The organism is Mesorhizobium sp. P2_E9, assembly GCF_056403815.1.
Window position 1 is genome coordinate 113,978 of record NZ_JBFUET010000021.1, and the last position, 14,726, is coordinate 128,703.

At 63.2% G+C, this 14,726-nt stretch carries 16 protein-coding genes and 1 pseudogene; 4 read left to right on the forward strand and 13 right to left on the reverse strand.

Annotation, left to right across the window (positions count from 1 at the left end; translation table 11 throughout):
- The first annotated feature begins 268 nt into the window (after positions 1-268).
- The 4 genes and pseudogenes from AC1D05_RS30815 to AC1D05_RS30830 form a co-directional block, all read left to right on the forward strand.
- Positions 269-490, forward strand: coding sequence for a DUF680 domain-containing protein (locus tag AC1D05_RS30815; protein WP_477446035.1), 222 nt, complete (start codon positions 269-271; stop codon positions 488-490).
- Between the two features lie 113 nt (positions 491-603).
- A complete protein-coding gene (locus AC1D05_RS30820) occupies positions 604-1,575 on the forward strand; it encodes an MBL fold metallo-hydrolase (RefSeq protein ID WP_477446037.1) in 972 nt (323 codons plus the stop codon).
- Between the two features lie 30 nt (positions 1,576-1,605).
- A complete protein-coding gene (locus tag AC1D05_RS30825; RefSeq protein WP_477446039.1) occupies positions 1,606-2,085 on the forward strand; it encodes a tetratricopeptide repeat protein in 480 nt (159 codons plus the stop codon).
- A gap of 330 nt (positions 2,086-2,415) precedes the next feature.
- A pseudogene (locus AC1D05_RS30830) lies at positions 2,416-3,183 on the forward strand (transposase); the annotation flags it as partial.
- A 176-nt stretch (positions 3,184-3,359) separates the two neighbouring features.
- Here AC1D05_RS30830 and phnE (AC1D05_RS30835) read toward each other — a convergent pair.
- The 13 genes from phnE (AC1D05_RS30835) to phnG form a co-directional block, all read right to left on the reverse strand.
- A complete protein-coding gene (gene phnE, locus AC1D05_RS30835) occupies positions 3,360-4,727 on the reverse strand; it encodes a phosphonate ABC transporter, permease protein PhnE (protein ID WP_477446041.1) in 1,368 nt (455 codons plus the stop codon).
- Positions 4,728-4,730: 3 nt separating this feature from the next.
- On the reverse strand, positions 4,731-5,702 hold the full coding sequence (gene phnE, locus AC1D05_RS30840) for a phosphonate ABC transporter, permease protein PhnE (protein ID WP_477446043.1): 972 nt from the start codon (positions 5,700-5,702) through the stop codon (positions 4,731-4,733).
- A gap of 159 nt (positions 5,703-5,861) precedes the next feature.
- Positions 5,862-6,770, reverse strand: a complete 909-nt coding sequence (gene phnD, locus AC1D05_RS30845; RefSeq protein WP_477446045.1) for a phosphonate ABC transporter substrate-binding protein — start codon at positions 6,768-6,770, stop codon at positions 5,862-5,864.
- A 102-nt stretch (positions 6,771-6,872) separates the two neighbouring features.
- Positions 6,873-7,730, reverse strand: coding sequence for a phosphonate ABC transporter ATP-binding protein (gene phnC, locus AC1D05_RS30850; RefSeq protein ID WP_477446047.1), 858 nt, complete (start codon positions 7,728-7,730; stop codon positions 6,873-6,875).
- A 132-nt stretch (positions 7,731-7,862) separates the two neighbouring features.
- Complete coding sequence (locus tag AC1D05_RS30855) at positions 7,863-8,573, reverse strand: DUF1868 domain-containing protein (protein ID WP_477446049.1); 711 nt, start codon at positions 8,571-8,573, stop codon at positions 7,863-7,865.
- A gap of 483 nt (positions 8,574-9,056) precedes the next feature.
- Complete coding sequence (locus AC1D05_RS30860; protein WP_477446051.1) at positions 9,057-9,671, reverse strand: DapH/DapD/GlmU-related protein; 615 nt, start codon at positions 9,669-9,671, stop codon at positions 9,057-9,059.
- Positions 9,668-10,375: a phosphonate C-P lyase system protein PhnL gene (phnL, locus tag AC1D05_RS30865; protein WP_477446053.1), complete on the reverse strand. Its 708-nt coding sequence runs from the start codon at positions 10,373-10,375 to the stop codon at positions 9,668-9,670. Before phnL ends, AC1D05_RS30860 begins: the two co-directional genes overlap by 4 nt.
- Positions 10,376-10,377: 2 nt before the next feature.
- Positions 10,378-11,154: a phosphonate C-P lyase system protein PhnK gene (gene phnK, locus AC1D05_RS30870; RefSeq protein ID WP_477446055.1), complete on the reverse strand. Its 777-nt coding sequence runs from the start codon at positions 11,152-11,154 to the stop codon at positions 10,378-10,380.
- Positions 11,151-12,068 (reverse strand): alpha-D-ribose 1-methylphosphonate 5-phosphate C-P-lyase PhnJ, encoded by a 918-nt coding sequence (locus tag AC1D05_RS30875; protein WP_477446057.1) that lies wholly within the window; start codon positions 12,066-12,068, stop codon positions 11,151-11,153. Before AC1D05_RS30875 ends, phnK begins: the two co-directional genes overlap by 4 nt.
- Positions 12,065-12,484 carry a FosX/FosE/FosI family fosfomycin resistance hydrolase gene (gene fosX, locus AC1D05_RS30880; protein WP_477446059.1) on the reverse strand — a complete coding sequence of 140 codons (420 nt, stop codon included), beginning with the start codon at positions 12,482-12,484 and terminating at the stop codon, positions 12,065-12,067. Before fosX ends, AC1D05_RS30875 begins: the two co-directional genes overlap by 4 nt.
- Positions 12,481-13,593 (reverse strand): carbon-phosphorus lyase complex subunit, encoded by a 1,113-nt coding sequence (locus AC1D05_RS30885; protein ID WP_477446061.1) that lies wholly within the window; start codon positions 13,591-13,593, stop codon positions 12,481-12,483. Before AC1D05_RS30885 ends, fosX begins: the two co-directional genes overlap by 4 nt.
- A gap of 2 nt (positions 13,594-13,595) precedes the next feature.
- Positions 13,596-14,207, reverse strand: a complete 612-nt coding sequence (phnH, locus tag AC1D05_RS30890) for a phosphonate C-P lyase system protein PhnH (RefSeq protein WP_477446063.1) — start codon at positions 14,205-14,207, stop codon at positions 13,596-13,598.
- The gene (phnG, locus tag AC1D05_RS30895) at positions 14,207-14,668 is read right to left on the reverse strand and encodes a phosphonate C-P lyase system protein PhnG (RefSeq protein WP_477446065.1); all 462 of its coding nucleotides are present in this window, start codon (positions 14,666-14,668) and stop codon (positions 14,207-14,209) included. Before phnG ends, phnH begins: the two co-directional genes overlap by 1 nt.
- Positions 14,669-14,726 lie beyond the last annotated feature (58 nt).

Here is a 14,726-nt window from a genome sequence, read left to right on the forward strand (position 1 = left end):
ACCGATTCCCGGCCGTTGAGGGATGCTTATGCCATCCGATCTTTTCGCCAGTTTTTCCGAACTGTTGAATATTGTTTCTGAAGTGTGTCTGAGGGCTCTTCCTAGACTCTCTCTAGTCGGCCTTTTCCGGGAGCCCGCCGCCCCAAATTCCGCCCTTTCAAAAAAATCTCATACCGTCCGGGAATAAAGCGTGGCCCTGCCGGGTCTTCACTTCAGCGGGGCCATTCAGCGGCCCGCGACCCGAAGAAACGAACAAGGATTTTTAGAAATGACCAAGCTCGCTCTCAGCGTGGCTGCGATGGTGCTTGCCTCGAGTGCTGCCTTTGCCGGCAGCGACCATTTCGGCGCCGACAACGCCAACCCGACGGCAGCCACCATCGACAACAGCTACACCGCCTCGATCCGCAAGCCGGACATGGTCCGGCACAGTGCCCAGGCGACGATGAAATCTGATGCGGATGAATCAGGCCAGGGCATCTGGGGAAACTGAATTCAGGGGTCGGGACACCCTCGAGGTCCCGACCCGGTCCGCAATCAGGACGGGGGGCCATGTGGCGTGGCCCTCCGTCACTCCTTCCGCCACGCAACCCACAGGAGACCACCATGTTCAGCATGACACGCCGCACAGTGCTTCAATCCGCCGCCGCCGCTGCCGCCTTCGGCCTCGCCGGCAAACTTGAGTTCACCCGCCCCGCTTTCGCCGAGACCCCGGTGGAGCCGACCGTCGGCTTCTACAAATACACGGTCGGCGACATCGAGGTGACCGCCATCTATGACGGCATCTGGAAGAAGCCGCACGACCCGGCCTTCATCAAGGATGTTTCCGTCGACGACACCAAGGCTGCACTCGCCAAGGCGGGGCTGCCGACCGACTTCATGCCCATTCCGCTCACCGTCGTCGTGCTCAAGATGGGCGGCAAACTGATCATGATGGATGCGGGCTCCGGCGTCGGCCAGTGGCAGGCCAATGCCACGCATCTGCCGGCCAACATGGCCGCCGCCGGCATCGACTACAAGGCGATCGACACCATCATGATCTCGCATTTCCACCCCGACCATGTCTGGGGCCTGATGGAGAAGGGCACCAACACGCCGGTGTTCCCCAATGCCGAGCTGATCGTCAACACCACCGAATACAATTGGTGGACCGACCCCAGCCGTCTGGCCAAGCTGCCCGAGGGCCGCAAGCCGGCGGGCAAGCGCATCGCCGAAAACTTTCCGAAATGGAAGAACTGGAAGCTGGTTCAGGACGGTGCCGAAGTCGCACCCGGCATCCAGATCATCGCCGCGCCTGGCCATACGCCCGGCCATTCGGTCTACCTCGCCAATTCCGGCAAGGAACAGCTGATGATCTCGGCCGACACCATGTATGTGCCCGCCCTTCTGGCGCCGCATCCGGAGTGGCAGGGCGCTTACGACCAGGATGGACCCACCGCGATTGCCACCCGCCACAAGATCATCGACCGGGTGATCGCGGACAACATCCGCATTTCCGGTTCGCACTTCCCGTTCCCCGGCACCGGCGTCTTCGTGAAAGACGGCAATGCCTACGGCTTCTCTCCCGTTCAGATTTGAACGGGTAACTCCGACCAAGCGAGAAAGACAATGAAACAATCCTTCCTGGGCAAGCACGCCCTCTACGGCCTGCTCGGCGCCATTGCCGTGCTGACCGTGGTTCCCGTCGCAACGATCATGCCGGCCTATGCGGTCGACGATATCGAGGGCGCTGACGCGCCCGACCTCACCGCCGTCCAGGCCAAGATCGCCGCCAAGGACTACAAGGGCGCGCTGGCCGATCTGCGTGACCTTGCGCAAGACAACCAGCAGGCCGACGTCTACAATCTGCTCGGCTTCACGCTGCGCAAAACCGGCGACTTCACCACTGCGCTGACCTACTACAACAAGGCGCTGGAGCTGAAGCCCGACCATAAGGCCGCCCGCGAATATCTGGGCGAGCTCTATGTCGAGACCGGCGACATGGCCAAGGCCAAGGAGCAACTGGCGTCGCTGCAAAAGCTGTGCCCCGCCGGCTGCGACGAGCTTTCCGACCTGCAGAAGGCGATCGACACCAAGGTGACGCAGTAAAGCCGTGACCCGTTCTCTGTCCTTCACGGACGTGGCTACCGCATGAGCTTGGCCATGCATTGTCCTATGCTGCGCTGGTCGGCCCCCACTCCGTCTCGGCTTCGCCGAGCCACCTTGTATCTACACGAGAGAGATTTCGTGGGATTGAAGCGATTGAGCCAAGGTCCGGCCGGCCAGCCGGACCTTGGCTTGGCGAAGTCGCCCGTACCACCTGAGGTTACAACCGCGGGAGAGCTTGGGATCTTCGCCTTCGTCACGCACGACCGAAAAGTCGCTTGGTTCCAACCGTACGTACAAGGCAGGTTACCGTGAACAGGATCATTTGTGGAGTATGAGCGGCTTGGCTTCATGCTTTTGTGGGCGCATGGCATGCCATGCGCCCTGGTCAATGCCAGAAGCGTGCGCCGCTTCGCCGAGGCGATGGGCTATCTGGAGAAGACCGACCGGATCGACGCTGCTGTCATTGCCCATTACGGCGCAGTCAAGAAGATCGTCCCGACGCCACCGCCCRGCAACTCCCAGCAGCGCCTTGCTGCGCTGGTCGGGCGGCTTTGCCAGGTTGTTGGCGATACCACCATCAACAAGCAGCGCAAAAGTGCTGCACCCGATGCAGAGGCATGCGCCAGCATCGAGGCCATGTTGGCCTTCCTCAAGCGCGAGCAGCGGCGCCTGGAAGGCGAGATCGCCTCCATGATCGACGACGATCCGCTGTGGGCCAAGCTGGGGTCGGCCTTTCGTTCGCTCAAGGGTGTGGCTGGCCGCACCGTTGCCCGCCTGATGGCCGAACAGCCCGAGATCGGCCTCATCTCCAACAAAGCCATCGCCAAGCTGGCGGGCCTCGCCCCCATCGCCAACGACAGCGGCAGGCGCGCCGGCAACAGGCATGTGCGCGGCGGACGTGCTGGGCCGCGCGGCATCCTCTTCGTCGTCGCGGCCATCGTGGCCAAGTTCGATCCCCACCTCAAAGCGTTCGCTCAACGGTTGCAGCAGGCGGGAAAGCCCAAAATGCTCATCCGCATCGCACTCGCCAGAAAACTTCTCGTCATCCTCAATGCAAAAGCACGCGACGCGAGAACTGAGTTCGCAAATGCAACTTGACACCCCAGATAGTCGCTCTCCCCCCTCCGGAGGGAGAGGAAAGGAGCCAAGGGTGGCAAACTCGTGCCTTTCCTCCACCCCGTCGATCGGGGGAGAGGTGTCGAGCGCAGCTCGACGGAGTGGGGGTCGACCCTTGGCGCGGCACTATACGACGCCCGCGCTTATGCGTCACAAGGTTACCCCTGCTCGGCCTGGATCCTGTTGTAGTCGTGGATGGTGCGGCTCAGCCGGCGGCGCAGGAAGTTCGAGATGTTGTCGAAGATGAAGACGACCAGCAGGATCAGCAGCACCATGTAGAAGACGTTGGCCCAGTTGGAGTTGGTGCGCATCGCTTCCCACAGCTTCAGGCCGATGCCGCCGGCGCCGACGGCGCCGATGATGGTGGCGCCGCGGGTGTTGGATTCCCACTGGTAGAGCGTCTGGCTGATGAAGACGGGTATCACTTCCGGCATCACGCCGTAGCGCTGCACCAGGAGGCCGTTGGCGCCGGTCGACAGCACGCCTTCGCGCGGTTTGTCGTCGATGTTCTCCAGCGCCTCGGAATAGGTTTTGCCGAGCGTGCCGATCTCGGTGAAGAAGATCGCGGCACTGCCGGCCAGAGGTCCGGGGCCGAAGGCGCGGGTGAAGAACAGCGCCCAGATCAGCATGTCGACCGAACGCATGAAGTCGAAGAAGCGCTTCAGCACCTGGCTGAGGGCGCCGCTCGGCGTGATGTTGCGGGCGGCGAAGAAGGCGAGCGGGAAGGCGACGATCCCGCCGAGCAGCGTGCCCAGAAACGCCATGACGATGGTCTGCAAAAGCTTCGTCCAGACGTCGCCATGCTGCCACTGGGCGTTGTTCCAGATGTTGTTGCCGGCCAGCGCCAGGTTCGAGGTGCCCGGTTTCAGCTCAGGCCCGGATACGATCAGAGAGACCACTTCTGACGCTGATTTGCCGAAGAAGGGCGAGCGCGTGTCGAAGACGAAATTCGCCCAGCCGAGGAAACGCTTGCGCACCTTGACGCGGTCGACGGTGACGCGCACCTCGCCGACGAAGCCCATCTTGGCGACCACCTCGTCGTCATGCGCGGTGATCCAGTCCGGCACCGGGCCCGTGATCACCGGCTTGCCGCTGGTCAGCGAAACCGGCACGGTCTGGCCGTTGGCCACGATCGTCGCCTGCGCCTTGTCGAAGGTGACGGATTTCGCCGGGCCGTCGATCAGCACGGTGAAGGTGCCGTCCGGGTTCTTGATCACCCAGTCGGGGTTGGGGTTCTCGCCAAGCGCGGAAAAGCGCGGGTATTTTGGCGTGATCTCAGGCTGGTCGAGGCGGAACTCTGGCTGCAAATCGTAGCTGATCCATTGCGTCAGGAACAGCGGCAGACGCTCCCAGTGCGATTCCCGCAGCACTTGCGGCAGGCTGAAGAACCACAGGACATAGATGAGGTACGTCAGGATGCCGACGAACAGGAAGAGCGGGGCGAAGCGCTTGTACAGCGGCCGCCGGAACACCTGGGGATAGCGCTCCTCGATCGACAGCATCTCCTCGGCGGTCATGCTGGCCATGATTTACGCCCCCATCATGAAGGCTTGTTCGCCGACCAGCTTGCGGCGCAGCCAGGCGGAAAACTGGTCAATGATGAAGATGGTCGTGAACAAGAGCAGCACCAGCGCCAGCGTCTTGGCGCCGAAGCCGCGCGAGATGGAGAGCTTCAATTCCTCGCCGATGCCGCCGCCGCCGACGGCGCCGATGATGGTCGAGATGCGGACATTGATCTCGACGCGCAGCAGCGTGTAGGACATGAAATTGGGCAGCACCTGCGGCAGGCCGGCAAAGCGCACCCGCTCGAACCAGTTGGCGCCGACCGCGCGCAGACCTTCCTCGGCACGCATGTCGATGTTCTCGTTGACCTCGTAGAACAGCTTGCCGAGTGCGCCGATCGAATGCAGGCCGATGGCGATGATGGCGGCGATCGGCCCGATCGAGACGATGGCCGCGAACAGGCCGGCGATGACGATCTCCGGAAAGGCGCGAAGCAACTCCATGAAACGCTTGACGATCAGCCGCAGCAGCGGATGGGGCGTCAGATTGCGCGCGGCGATGAACGAGAACGGCACGGCGAAGATGAGGCCGATGAAGGTCGAAACCAGGGCCACGTTCACGGTGGTGATCATCAGCTCGAAATATTCGGGGATGTAGAACCCGCCCCAGACATAGATGCGACCGAGCGGGAAGTTGAATTCCTGCGTGCCGGTGTCATGCGGCGAGGCAATGTCGAATAGCGCCCGCCAGACGTCGTTCCAGTCCTTGGGGGTGAGCCAACTCAAGAAATCCAGAATATGCGGCAGCCGGTCGAAGAAGTGCCCGGCATTGGCCTCGTCGGCGAACCACATGCTGGCGAACATCGCGACGAGCAGCAGGCCGACACCCAGCACTGTATAGAACCGGCGCAGCGACGTCTGGCGTCGCCAGGCATCGGCCATCTGGTGGGTGGCGCCGGAAGAGGCTGTCAAAGAGGGGGCTGTCACGGAAAGGGTCATGATCGGAGATGCAAAAAGGGCGGTGCCGCCGCATCGGCCCGAAAATCGAAACCCGATTTTCTGAAGGTCCGATGCGGCAATCCTAAGTGCTAAAGCGTACTTTGTGCGTCCAAATGAACGCACGTCGCTTTAGTAACACCGCCCTTTTCGATTTCGCCGTTAGCCGCCGATGGCTGCCTTACGGGCTTCGACGATGACGTTGTAGAAGTCCGGCTTCACCGGAACGTAGCCGGTGAAATCGCCACCTTCGACGCCCTCGAAGCAAGCTTTGTCCTTCTTCGGCAGATCGGTGAAGAAGGCGGCGAGCTTGGCGGTCATCTCGTCGCCGAGCGCGGCGCGCACGACCAGCGGACCGTTCGGGATCTGGCCCGAACGCCAGACTTCGACGAAGTCGTTGGAGTCGACGGCGCCCTTGGCGACTTCCTTGTGGAAGGTGCCGGAGGTGTAGCCGTTCTTGAAGTCGCCGATGCCGGAGGAATCGTCCACCGCGACGTCTACCTTGCCATCGCGCACGGCCAGGATGTTGTTCTCATGGCCGCCGTTGAACTGGGTCGAGGCGAAATAGGTCTCGTTGGAGGCGCCGGTGTCCTTCGGAATTTGCGTCAGCGGGATCAGGTAGCCGGAGGTCGAATCCGGATCGGCGTAGCCGAGCTTCTTGCCCTTGGCCGACTTGATGTCGGTGATGCCCGAGGTCTTCAGCGCCAGGCCGATCGAATAGTAACCGGTGGAACCGTCGGTCTGTTTGGTCGTGAGGATCGGGGTCACCGCCTTCGGATCCTTGAGATAGACGCTGGCATAGCCGGACGCGCCGAGCTCTGCGAAGTCGAGCGTGCCGCCGAGCAGGCCCTGGATGACGCCGTCATAGTCGGCGGCGGGGAACAGCGAGACCTTCTCGAAGCCGAATTCGGTCTTCAGATGGTCGGCAAGGCACTGGTAGTTGCGCAGCCGGTCGGTCTCGTTTTCACCGCCCAGAATGCCGACGCGGAATTCCTTCAGATCGGCGGCGTGGGCCATGCTGGTTGCCATGGCGAGCACCGAAACGGCGCTGAGAACCATCTTCCTGAACATTTGATATCTCTCCTGTAGGTTCCGGCCCCGCGCCGGCAGCGTTATCGATTTTGACAGGTGCCCTTGACGCGGGCGGACGATCCGAGCCGCCCTTTCTTGAACTCAGTAACCTGGGAATGCAGGCTCGAGCGGTCCGGCGGATGCTGCAATCTTTTGCTTGAAGGCAACGCTGGTCGAGGTGATGGCCTCGGCGATTTCGCCGCCATTGCTGTCGGCGCCATAGACGAGACGCACGGCCTCGCGGTTGAGCTCTTCGGGCGGGCCGTCGAAGACAACCTTGCCGGCGGCCATGCCGATGATGCGGCTGCAATAGGTGCGCGCGGTATCGAGCGTATGCAGGTTGGTGACGACGGTGATGCCTTCGCGCAGATTGATGTCCTGCAGCGAATCCATCACCACCTTGGCGTTGAGCGGGTCGAGCGAGGCGATCGGCTCGTCGGCGAGGATCACCTTGGGCTGCTGCATCAGGGCGCGGGCGATGGCGACGCGCTGCTGTTGTCCGCCGGACAGCGTACCGGCGGGCTGAAGCGCGGTGCGGGCAATATCGAGCCGCTCGAGCGCGGCGACTGCCTCGGCGCATTCGGCGCGCGAAAACATGCCGAGAAGGTTGGACAGGGTCGAACGGTGGTTCAACTTGCCGAGCAGCACGTTGGTCAGCACGTCGAGGCGCGGCACCAGGTTGAACTGCTGGAAGATCATGGCGCAGTCGCGCTGCCAACGCCGCAGCGGCGAGCCGCGCAGCTGGGAGACCTCGGCGCTGTCAAAAAAAATCGACCCCTGGCTGGGGTCGACAAGACGGTTGATCATGCGAAGAAGGGTCGATTTGCCGGCGCCCGAACGACCAATGACACCGACCATCTGACCCTGCGGGATCGAGATGTTGACATCGCTGACGGCGGTGTTTTTGCCAAATCGTCGGCTGACACCGCGGATTTCGAGCGTGGCAGAGCTTGCTGACATGGGGCTGGGCTCCAGTCCGGGCCTTATTGATCGTCAGGCTCTCGCCTAACGCAGCCACATGAACCTGCCATGTCGCCAGCATGTCAGTTTTGTTACGCTCCACAGGCGCGACGACTGGTGTCTTGCCGACGGTCAGCCAAGCACCAGCAATTCCTCGAAATGCTTCATGTCGCGGAAGGCGCAGAAGGCGGGGGCCTTGATCTCGATCACCGGTGCCTGCCGTGCGAAAAGTGCCAGGCCCTCATCGAACAGCGTCTGCCACGCAGCGGCTCTGGCATCTGCCAGGCGCTGGATCTGGTAAGCGAAGGTGATGTGGAAGACATACGTGTCGTGATCGGGGTGCCGGTACCCGAACGGCACCGCCAGCGCATCGCGCCATTGACGCATGATGCGCACGTCGTTGTCCGTCGCACCGGCAACGGTGAGGCCGGTCGGCACGATTTCGACCACCTTGATGTTGAAGGGACCGAAGCCTTCGAAGCCTTTCAAGCGTTCCAGATAAAGCCGGGTCATGGCGTCGATGCTGGTGTCGAGCGGCACGTCCTGCGGCCAGTAGGGCAAGCGGCGGCGGTACTCGATGATGCCCTGGAACAGCGTCATGTGCAGGCTGGAAACGGGCGTGAAGGCGAGTCGGTCGGCGTCGGGCATCGCCAGCATCTTGTCGCGCACCACAAGCATGACTGCCTCGGACGGCGAACCGCTGACGAGATGACTGACGACGGTGTTGCCGGGCTCGGTCAGGAAATTGCCTGACGTGTCGTAACGCGTGCCAAGATGCGCCGGCGGAGCCGGGTTGGAGCCGGCAAAGAATCCGGCGAGCGAGGGTTTCACGGTTTCGAGCATGGCGATCTCCTTGGGGGAGATGGCGTCCTGTCCGAGTCCTGTGTCAGGGATATGAAATTGTCGAATGTTTCAAAAGCATATAGCGAGCCGCGAACAAGGCATACCAAAGCAAGCGATACTGGTCAATAAAACGCATGGCGCCCACCTATAGCAATGTAAAGATGCCGGTCTACCCTCGCTCTCCGAATTATCTTGCTTTGCTTGTATTACTTTGTCAGCCTGGCTTACCTGTAAGTTGCGCAAGGATCCACAACATATAGAGCGGGGCTATCGCCGCCGTGAGCAAAACACAACCCAATATCATCAACGTTACTGAAGAGCCAACGTCAGATTGCCTCCAACGCTTAACTCCAAGCTTAATCGCCAAAATCCCCAACGCGACCAACCCCAGTCCAATGAAAAGAGGGATTACGACAATAAAGGTCACATATGCTCCATCGCATTGGTTGGCTGATTATTAGTTCGACGAAAACACCATTCGCGTCAACCATACTTCTCCAGAAACGCCTCCGCCGACAGGTCACGGAAATCGTCGAGTGAGGCGCGCAGCCTGGCGTGGTCCCAGTCCCACCAGGCGAGTGCCTGGTAGCGCTCGGCGGTGCGGCGGTCGAAGCGCTCGCGGATCGGCTTGGCCGGCACGCCGGCGACAATGGTGTAGGGCGGGACGTCCTTCGAGACCACCGCGCCGGCGCCGACAGCCGCGCCATCGCCGACGGTGACGCCGGGCAGGACGGTCGAGCCGTGGCCGAGCCAGGTGTCGTGGCCGATGGTGACGCGCTTGGCGCGACGCTCAGCGAAGAATTCACTCTCGTGCTCGGCGTCGTCCCAATAGTCCGAGGCGCGGTAGGTGAAGTGGTGCAGCGTCGGCCGCCAGGTCGGGTGATTGGTGGCGTTGAGGCGCACGCTTGCCGCGATGTTGGCAAATTTGCCGATCGTCGCGCACCAGACGGCGCAGTCCTGCATCATGTAGGAATAGTCGCCGAGTTCGCTTTCCGAAACCCGGCTGCGGTCGGCAATCTCGGTCCAGCGGCCGAGCGTCGAATTGTGCACTTCCGCCGTCGGGTGGATCAGTGGCGTCTCCGACAGTTTCCTGGTCATGCGGCGATTTTTCCTGGAGCGAAGGCAGTGACGTCGATGATGCGGTCGGCCACCGCCTCGCGCACATCATGGTCGTGGAAGATGCCGAGCAGGGCGACATCGGCTGCCTTCTTGGCGGCAATGAGTTCGATCACCACGTCACGATTTTTGGCGTCGAGCGAGGCGGTCGGTTCGTCGAGCAGCAGGATCGGGTGCTCGGTGATGAAGCCGCGCGCGATGTTGACGCGCTGCTGCTCGCCGCCGGAGAAGGTCGCCGGCGGCAGCGCCCAGAGTTTTTCCGGCAAATTGAGCTGCGCCAACAGGGCGCGTGCCTTGCCTCTGGCTGTCTCGCGCTCTTCGCCGCGCTCGACCAGCGGTTCGGCGACGACATCGAGCGCCGCGACGCGCGGTACGGTGCGCAGGAACTGGCTGACATAGCCGATCGTTTGCCGGCGAACGGCAAGCACAGTGCGCGGGCTGGCATGGGCGAGATCGATCAGTCCGTCCTCATGCTTGACGATGATCTGGCCCTCGTCGACGGCGTAGTTGCCGTAGAGCATTTTCAGGATCGAGCTCTTGCCGGCACCGGACGGGCCGCCGAGCACCGTGCATTCGCCGGCCTTGATCGAGAACGAGACACCGGCCACGACCGGCAATTTGATGCCGTCGCGCAGATGCATGGTGAAGCTCTTGGCGACGTCGGAAACAACGAGAGGCGTCGGCATCGTCAGACCTGCAGAATCGAGGAAACAAGCAACTGCGTGTAAGGCGCGCGCGGGTCGTCGAGCACGCGGTCGGTAAGGCCGCTTTCGACGACGCGGCCGTCCTTCATCACCATCATGCGCTGCGACAGCAGCCGCGCTACCGCCAGGTCGTGGGTGACGACGATGGCGGCGAGGCCAAGATCGGTGACCAGCCCGCGCAGGAGGTCGAGCAGGCGTGCCTGCACCGAGACGTCGAGGCCGCCGGTCGGCTCATCCATGAACACCAGCCGTGGCCCGGTGACGAGGTTGCGGGCGATCTGCAGGCGCTGGCGCATGCCGCCGGAAAAGGCGCGGGGCTCGTCGTCGATGCGATCTTCCTCGATCTCGACGCGCGACAGCCAGTCGACCGCTGTGGCGCGGATCTTGCCGTAGTGGCGGTCGCCCACCGCCATCAGCCGTTCGCCGACATTGGCGCCGGCCGACACCGTCATGCGCAGGCCGTCGGCCGGGTTCTGATGGACAAAGCCCCAGTCGGTACGCATCAGGAAGCGGCGCTCGGCCTCACTCATGCGGTAGAGCTCGCGGAACTGGCCGTCGCGCATGCGGTAGCTGGCGGTGCCGGAAGAGGGCAGCAGCCGCGTCGACAGGCAGTTGAGCAGCGTCGTCTTGCCGGAACCGGATTCGCCGACGACGGCAAGGACCTCGCCCGGCCACAGGTCGAAGGAGACGTTGTCGCAGCCGACGCGCGAGCCGTAGAATTTGGACAGCGCCGAGACGCGCAGCAGCGGTTCGTTGGTCATTGTGCCGGCTCCATTTTTTCCGAGACAGAATGGGTTTCCGGGGCAGGATGGTTTTCCGGAGCAAGGTGGCCGCGATGGCCGTCAGCCCGCCGCTTCTCGCAATGATCGGTGTCGGAGCAGACGAACATGTGGCCGCCATGATCGTCGAGGATGACCTCGTCGAGATAGACATTCTCCGCCGCGCACAGTGCGCAGGGCTGGTCGAAGGTCTGTACCTCGAACGGATGGTCCTCGAAGTCGAGGCTGACGACCTCGGTGAAGGGCGGCACCGCGTAGATGCGCTTCTCGCGGCCGGCGCCGAACAACTGCAGGGCCGGTGAGCGGTGCATCTTGGGATTGTCGAATTTCGGTGTCGGCGAGGGGTCCATCACATAGCGGCCCTCGACCTTCACCGGATAGGCATAGGTGGTGGCGATGCGGCCGTGCTTGGCGATGTCCTCGTAGAGCTTCACATGCATGAGGCCGTATTCCTCCAGCGCATGCATCTTTCGCGTTTCGGTCTCGCGCGGCTCGAGGAAGCGCAGCGGCTCGGGGATCGGCACCTGGTAGACCAGCACCTGGCCCGCGGTGAGCGGATGTTCGGGAATGCGGTGGCGGGTCTGGATGATTGAGGCGCTGGCGGTATCGGTCGTCACCGCGACATTGGCGACCTTCTTGAAGAAGGCGCGGATGGAGACCGCATTGGTGGTGTCGTCGGCGCCCTGGTCGATCACTTTCAGCACATCGTCCGGGCCGATGATCGAGGCGGTGACCTGGACGCCGCCGGTGCCCCAGCCATAGGGCATCGGCATTTCGCGCGAGGCAAAGGGCACCTGGTAGCCGGGAATGGCGATGCCCTTGAGGATCGCCCGGCGGATCATCCGCTTGGTCTGTTCGTCGAGATAGGCGAAGTTGTAGGTGGCGATGTCGGTCATGATGCGACCTCAACTCCCTTGGCATAGCGCGCCAGCCGCTCGGTGAGCGTGCCGGTGTGCAGTTCGAACATGTGGTTGTCGTCGTCATAGAAATAGATCGAGCGGCCTTCGCCCTCGACGCGCGGACGCGGCGGGCGCATGTCGAGGCCTAGCTTGCCGACGCGCTCGGCGTAGCGGTCGAAATCGGCGTCATCGATCTTGAAGGCGATGTGGTTGTAGCTGCGCTCCGGCAGCGCCTCGCCTTGCATGATGGCGATCCAGATGTCGCCGATCAGGAAGAATTTTTCGCGCGACAGCGAGAACTGCATGGCGTCGCTGGCATAGACTTCGCGCGCGTCGAAAACTCCGGTCAGGATCTCGGTCATCCGGTCTAGATCGCGGACGATGAAGGTCATGTGGGACAGGCCTTCGATCATTCCGCGGCCTCCCGCTTCTCTTCGATCTTCGCCGGGTTTTCGCGGGCTTCGTACTCGGCGCGCATACGGCGCACGAGGTCGAGTTCGGCCTGGAAGTCAACATAGTGCGGCAGCTTCAAATGCTCGACGAAGCCGGTCGCCTGGACGTTGTCGGAGTGCGAGATGACGAACTCCTCGTCCTGGGCCGCGGCGACAATGTCCTCGCCGAGTTCGGAGGCACGCAGCGCCCGGTCGCAGAGCGCCATGGCCATCGCCTTGCGCTCGCTCTGGCCGAAGACCAGGCCGTAGCCGCGGGTGAACTGCGGCGGCGCCTTGGCCGAGCCCTTGAACTGATTGACCATCTGGCATTCGGTGACCCGGACCGTGCCGAGCGGTGCCGCGAAGGGCAGTTCGGGAACGTCCAATTCCAGCTCGACCTCGCCGATGCGGATCTCGCCGACGAAGGGATGGTTGCGGGCATAGCCGCGCTGCGTGGAATAGCCGAGCGCCAAGAGAAAACCTTCATCGCCGCGCGACAGCGCCTGCAGTCGGATGTCGCGCGCCATCGGGAATTCCAGCGGCTCGCGGGTGATGTCGCCGGGGACATGGTCCTGCGGCATCTCACCATCGGGTTCGATCAGGCCTTCGCGGGCAAGGATCGCCGAGACGCGCGGCATGGCTTGCGCTTCCGTCTCGCGCCGCAAGGGTTCGGCGACATCGGCGCCGGCGGCAAGTTCGGGATCGAGCAGCCGGTGGGTGTAGTCGAAGGTCGGACCAAGCAACTGACCACCGGGCAGATCCTTGTAGGTTGCCGAGACACGCCGCTCGACCCGCATCGTGCTGGTGTCGATGGCCTTGCTGTAGCCGAAGCGCGGCAGCGTGGTGCGGTAGGCGCGCACCAGGAAGATCGCCTCGATCATGTCACCGCGCGCCTGGACGATTGCCAATGCTGCGAGTTCCCGGTCATAGAGCGAGCCTTCGCTCATCACCCGGTCGACGCCGAGCGCCAGCTGCTCGACGATCTGGTCGAGGCGCAGCGCCGGTACTGAACGGTCGCCGCGCCGACGGTCGGCGAGCAGGCTGTGGGCGTTGGCGATTGCGGCCTCGCCGCCTTTTACCGCGACATACATCTTCAAGCCTCCATCGTCTTGATGCGCGACGTGCGCGGCAGGCAGGCTATGCCTTCAGCGGTGACGAGGATGATGTCGACGCCGCGCGGAAAGCGCTTGGTATTCTGCTTCCACTGCTCGATGAAATGGCGCGGCATCTGCGCGGGCGCGATCGTGGCGCTGGTTTCGATACCGGGACCTTCGAGCAGCAGTGGAGCGCCTGAGGTGAGGTCGCTGACCTGCAGGATCAGCGTGGTCGAGCGGTCGGGGTAATCCTGCGTTCCCTGCGAAAAGCCGTCGAGCGACATCATCTCGGCCGGCGTGGCGACGAAGGCGAAATGCGCGTCGGCAGGCGTGTTGGCCAGCGGCGCGCCGGTGTGGAAACCAAGCCAGGAGCCGATCGCGGCGGAGGTGTGCAGGGCCGGGTCGAGCCAGAGCGGCGTGTCGTTGTCGCACAGCGCCAGCGCCACGGCGCCGGCGGTTGCCGAGAACGGCGCCGGCGGGCGGGCCAAGGTCGGCAAGGGCTGTACGCTGCCCGGCCGCGCCATCGCGTCCATGACGGCGCGGAAAACGGTCTGGGCGTTGAACACCGGATCGGCGAAGCCGCCCTCGATCGATTGCGCAGCAATATCCATCAGTCTTCTCCGCGAACCATGGTGAAGAAATCCACCTTCGTTGCCGCCGTCTCGGCGCGGCGTTTTTCCTGGGCGGTCGTCAAGGCCAACCTCAAAGGCGCGATCAGCCTGGTCTCGACCTCGGCGCGGCGGGCAGGGTCCTGCCAGAGCGCGTCGGCTATCGCCGCCAGCTTCGCCTTCTGCTTGTCGCGGCCGAGCGCGTAGCAATGGCCGACCTGTCCGGACGGCAGACGGACGGTGGCGCGGGTGACGGTCGCCTCGCCGACATTGAAGGGCGCGCCGCCGCCGCCGATGCGGCCGCGCAGCGTCACCAGGCCAGTCTCGGGGCCGCGCAGCAGTTCGGCTTGCGAAGGCAGGCCGGCCTCGTTCCAGAGCCGGACGACGTCGTCGCCGCTCGATTGCGCCAGCGTCGCCATGGCGGCCTTGCGTTCGGCTTGGTCGCGGGCTTCCTGTCCTCGCATCGGCAGCATTCCTCTTTGCTGAATTTGTCTATTGATATAGACAACTATACAAATTATA

What these genes read in the sequence shown, in the direction of transcription:
- AC1D05_RS30885 (WP_477446061.1), bottom strand. Translation starts at nt 13,593, where the DNA reads ATGTATGTCGCGGTAAAAGGCGGCGAGGCCGCAATCGCCAACGCCCAC.
- phnE (WP_477446041.1), bottom strand. Translation starts at nt 4,727, where the DNA reads ATGGCCAGCATGACCGCCGAGGAGATGCTGTCGATCGAGGAGCGCTAT.
- phnC (WP_477446047.1), bottom strand. Translation starts at nt 7,730, where the DNA reads ATGTCAGCAAGCTCTGCCACGCTCGAAATCCGCGGTGTCAGCCGACGA.
- phnE (WP_477446043.1), bottom strand. Translation starts at nt 5,702, where the DNA reads ATGACCCTTTCCGTGACAGCCCCCTCTTTGACAGCCTCTTCCGGCGCC.
- phnG (WP_477446065.1), bottom strand. Translation starts at nt 14,668, where the DNA reads ATGCGAGGACAGGAAGCCCGCGACCAAGCCGAACGCAAGGCCGCCATG.
- phnK (WP_477446055.1), bottom strand. Translation starts at nt 11,154, where the DNA reads ATGACCAACGAACCGCTGCTGCGCGTCTCGGCGCTGTCCAAATTCTAC.
- AC1D05_RS30815 (WP_477446035.1), top strand. Translation starts at nt 269, where the DNA reads ATGACCAAGCTCGCTCTCAGCGTGGCTGCGATGGTGCTTGCCTCGAGT.
- phnL (WP_477446053.1), bottom strand. Translation starts at nt 10,375, where the DNA reads ATGCCGACGCCTCTCGTTGTTTCCGACGTCGCCAAGAGCTTCACCATG.
- AC1D05_RS30875 (WP_477446057.1), bottom strand. Translation starts at nt 12,068, where the DNA reads ATGACCGACATCGCCACCTACAACTTCGCCTATCTCGACGAACAGACC.
- phnH (WP_477446063.1), bottom strand. Translation starts at nt 14,207, where the DNA reads ATGGATATTGCTGCGCAATCGATCGAGGGCGGCTTCGCCGATCCGGTG.
- fosX (WP_477446059.1), bottom strand. Translation starts at nt 12,484, where the DNA reads ATGATCGAAGGCCTGTCCCACATGACCTTCATCGTCCGCGATCTAGAC.
- AC1D05_RS30855 (WP_477446049.1), bottom strand. Translation starts at nt 8,573, where the DNA reads ATGCTCGAAACCGTGAAACCCTCGCTCGCCGGATTCTTTGCCGGCTCC.
- phnD (WP_477446045.1), bottom strand. Translation starts at nt 6,770, where the DNA reads ATGTTCAGGAAGATGGTTCTCAGCGCCGTTTCGGTGCTCGCCATGGCA.
- AC1D05_RS30820 (WP_477446037.1), top strand. Translation starts at nt 604, where the DNA reads ATGTTCAGCATGACACGCCGCACAGTGCTTCAATCCGCCGCCGCCGCT.
- AC1D05_RS30825 (WP_477446039.1), top strand. Translation starts at nt 1,606, where the DNA reads ATGAAACAATCCTTCCTGGGCAAGCACGCCCTCTACGGCCTGCTCGGC.
- AC1D05_RS30860 (WP_477446051.1), bottom strand. Translation starts at nt 9,671, where the DNA reads ATGACCAGGAAACTGTCGGAGACGCCACTGATCCACCCGACGGCGGAA.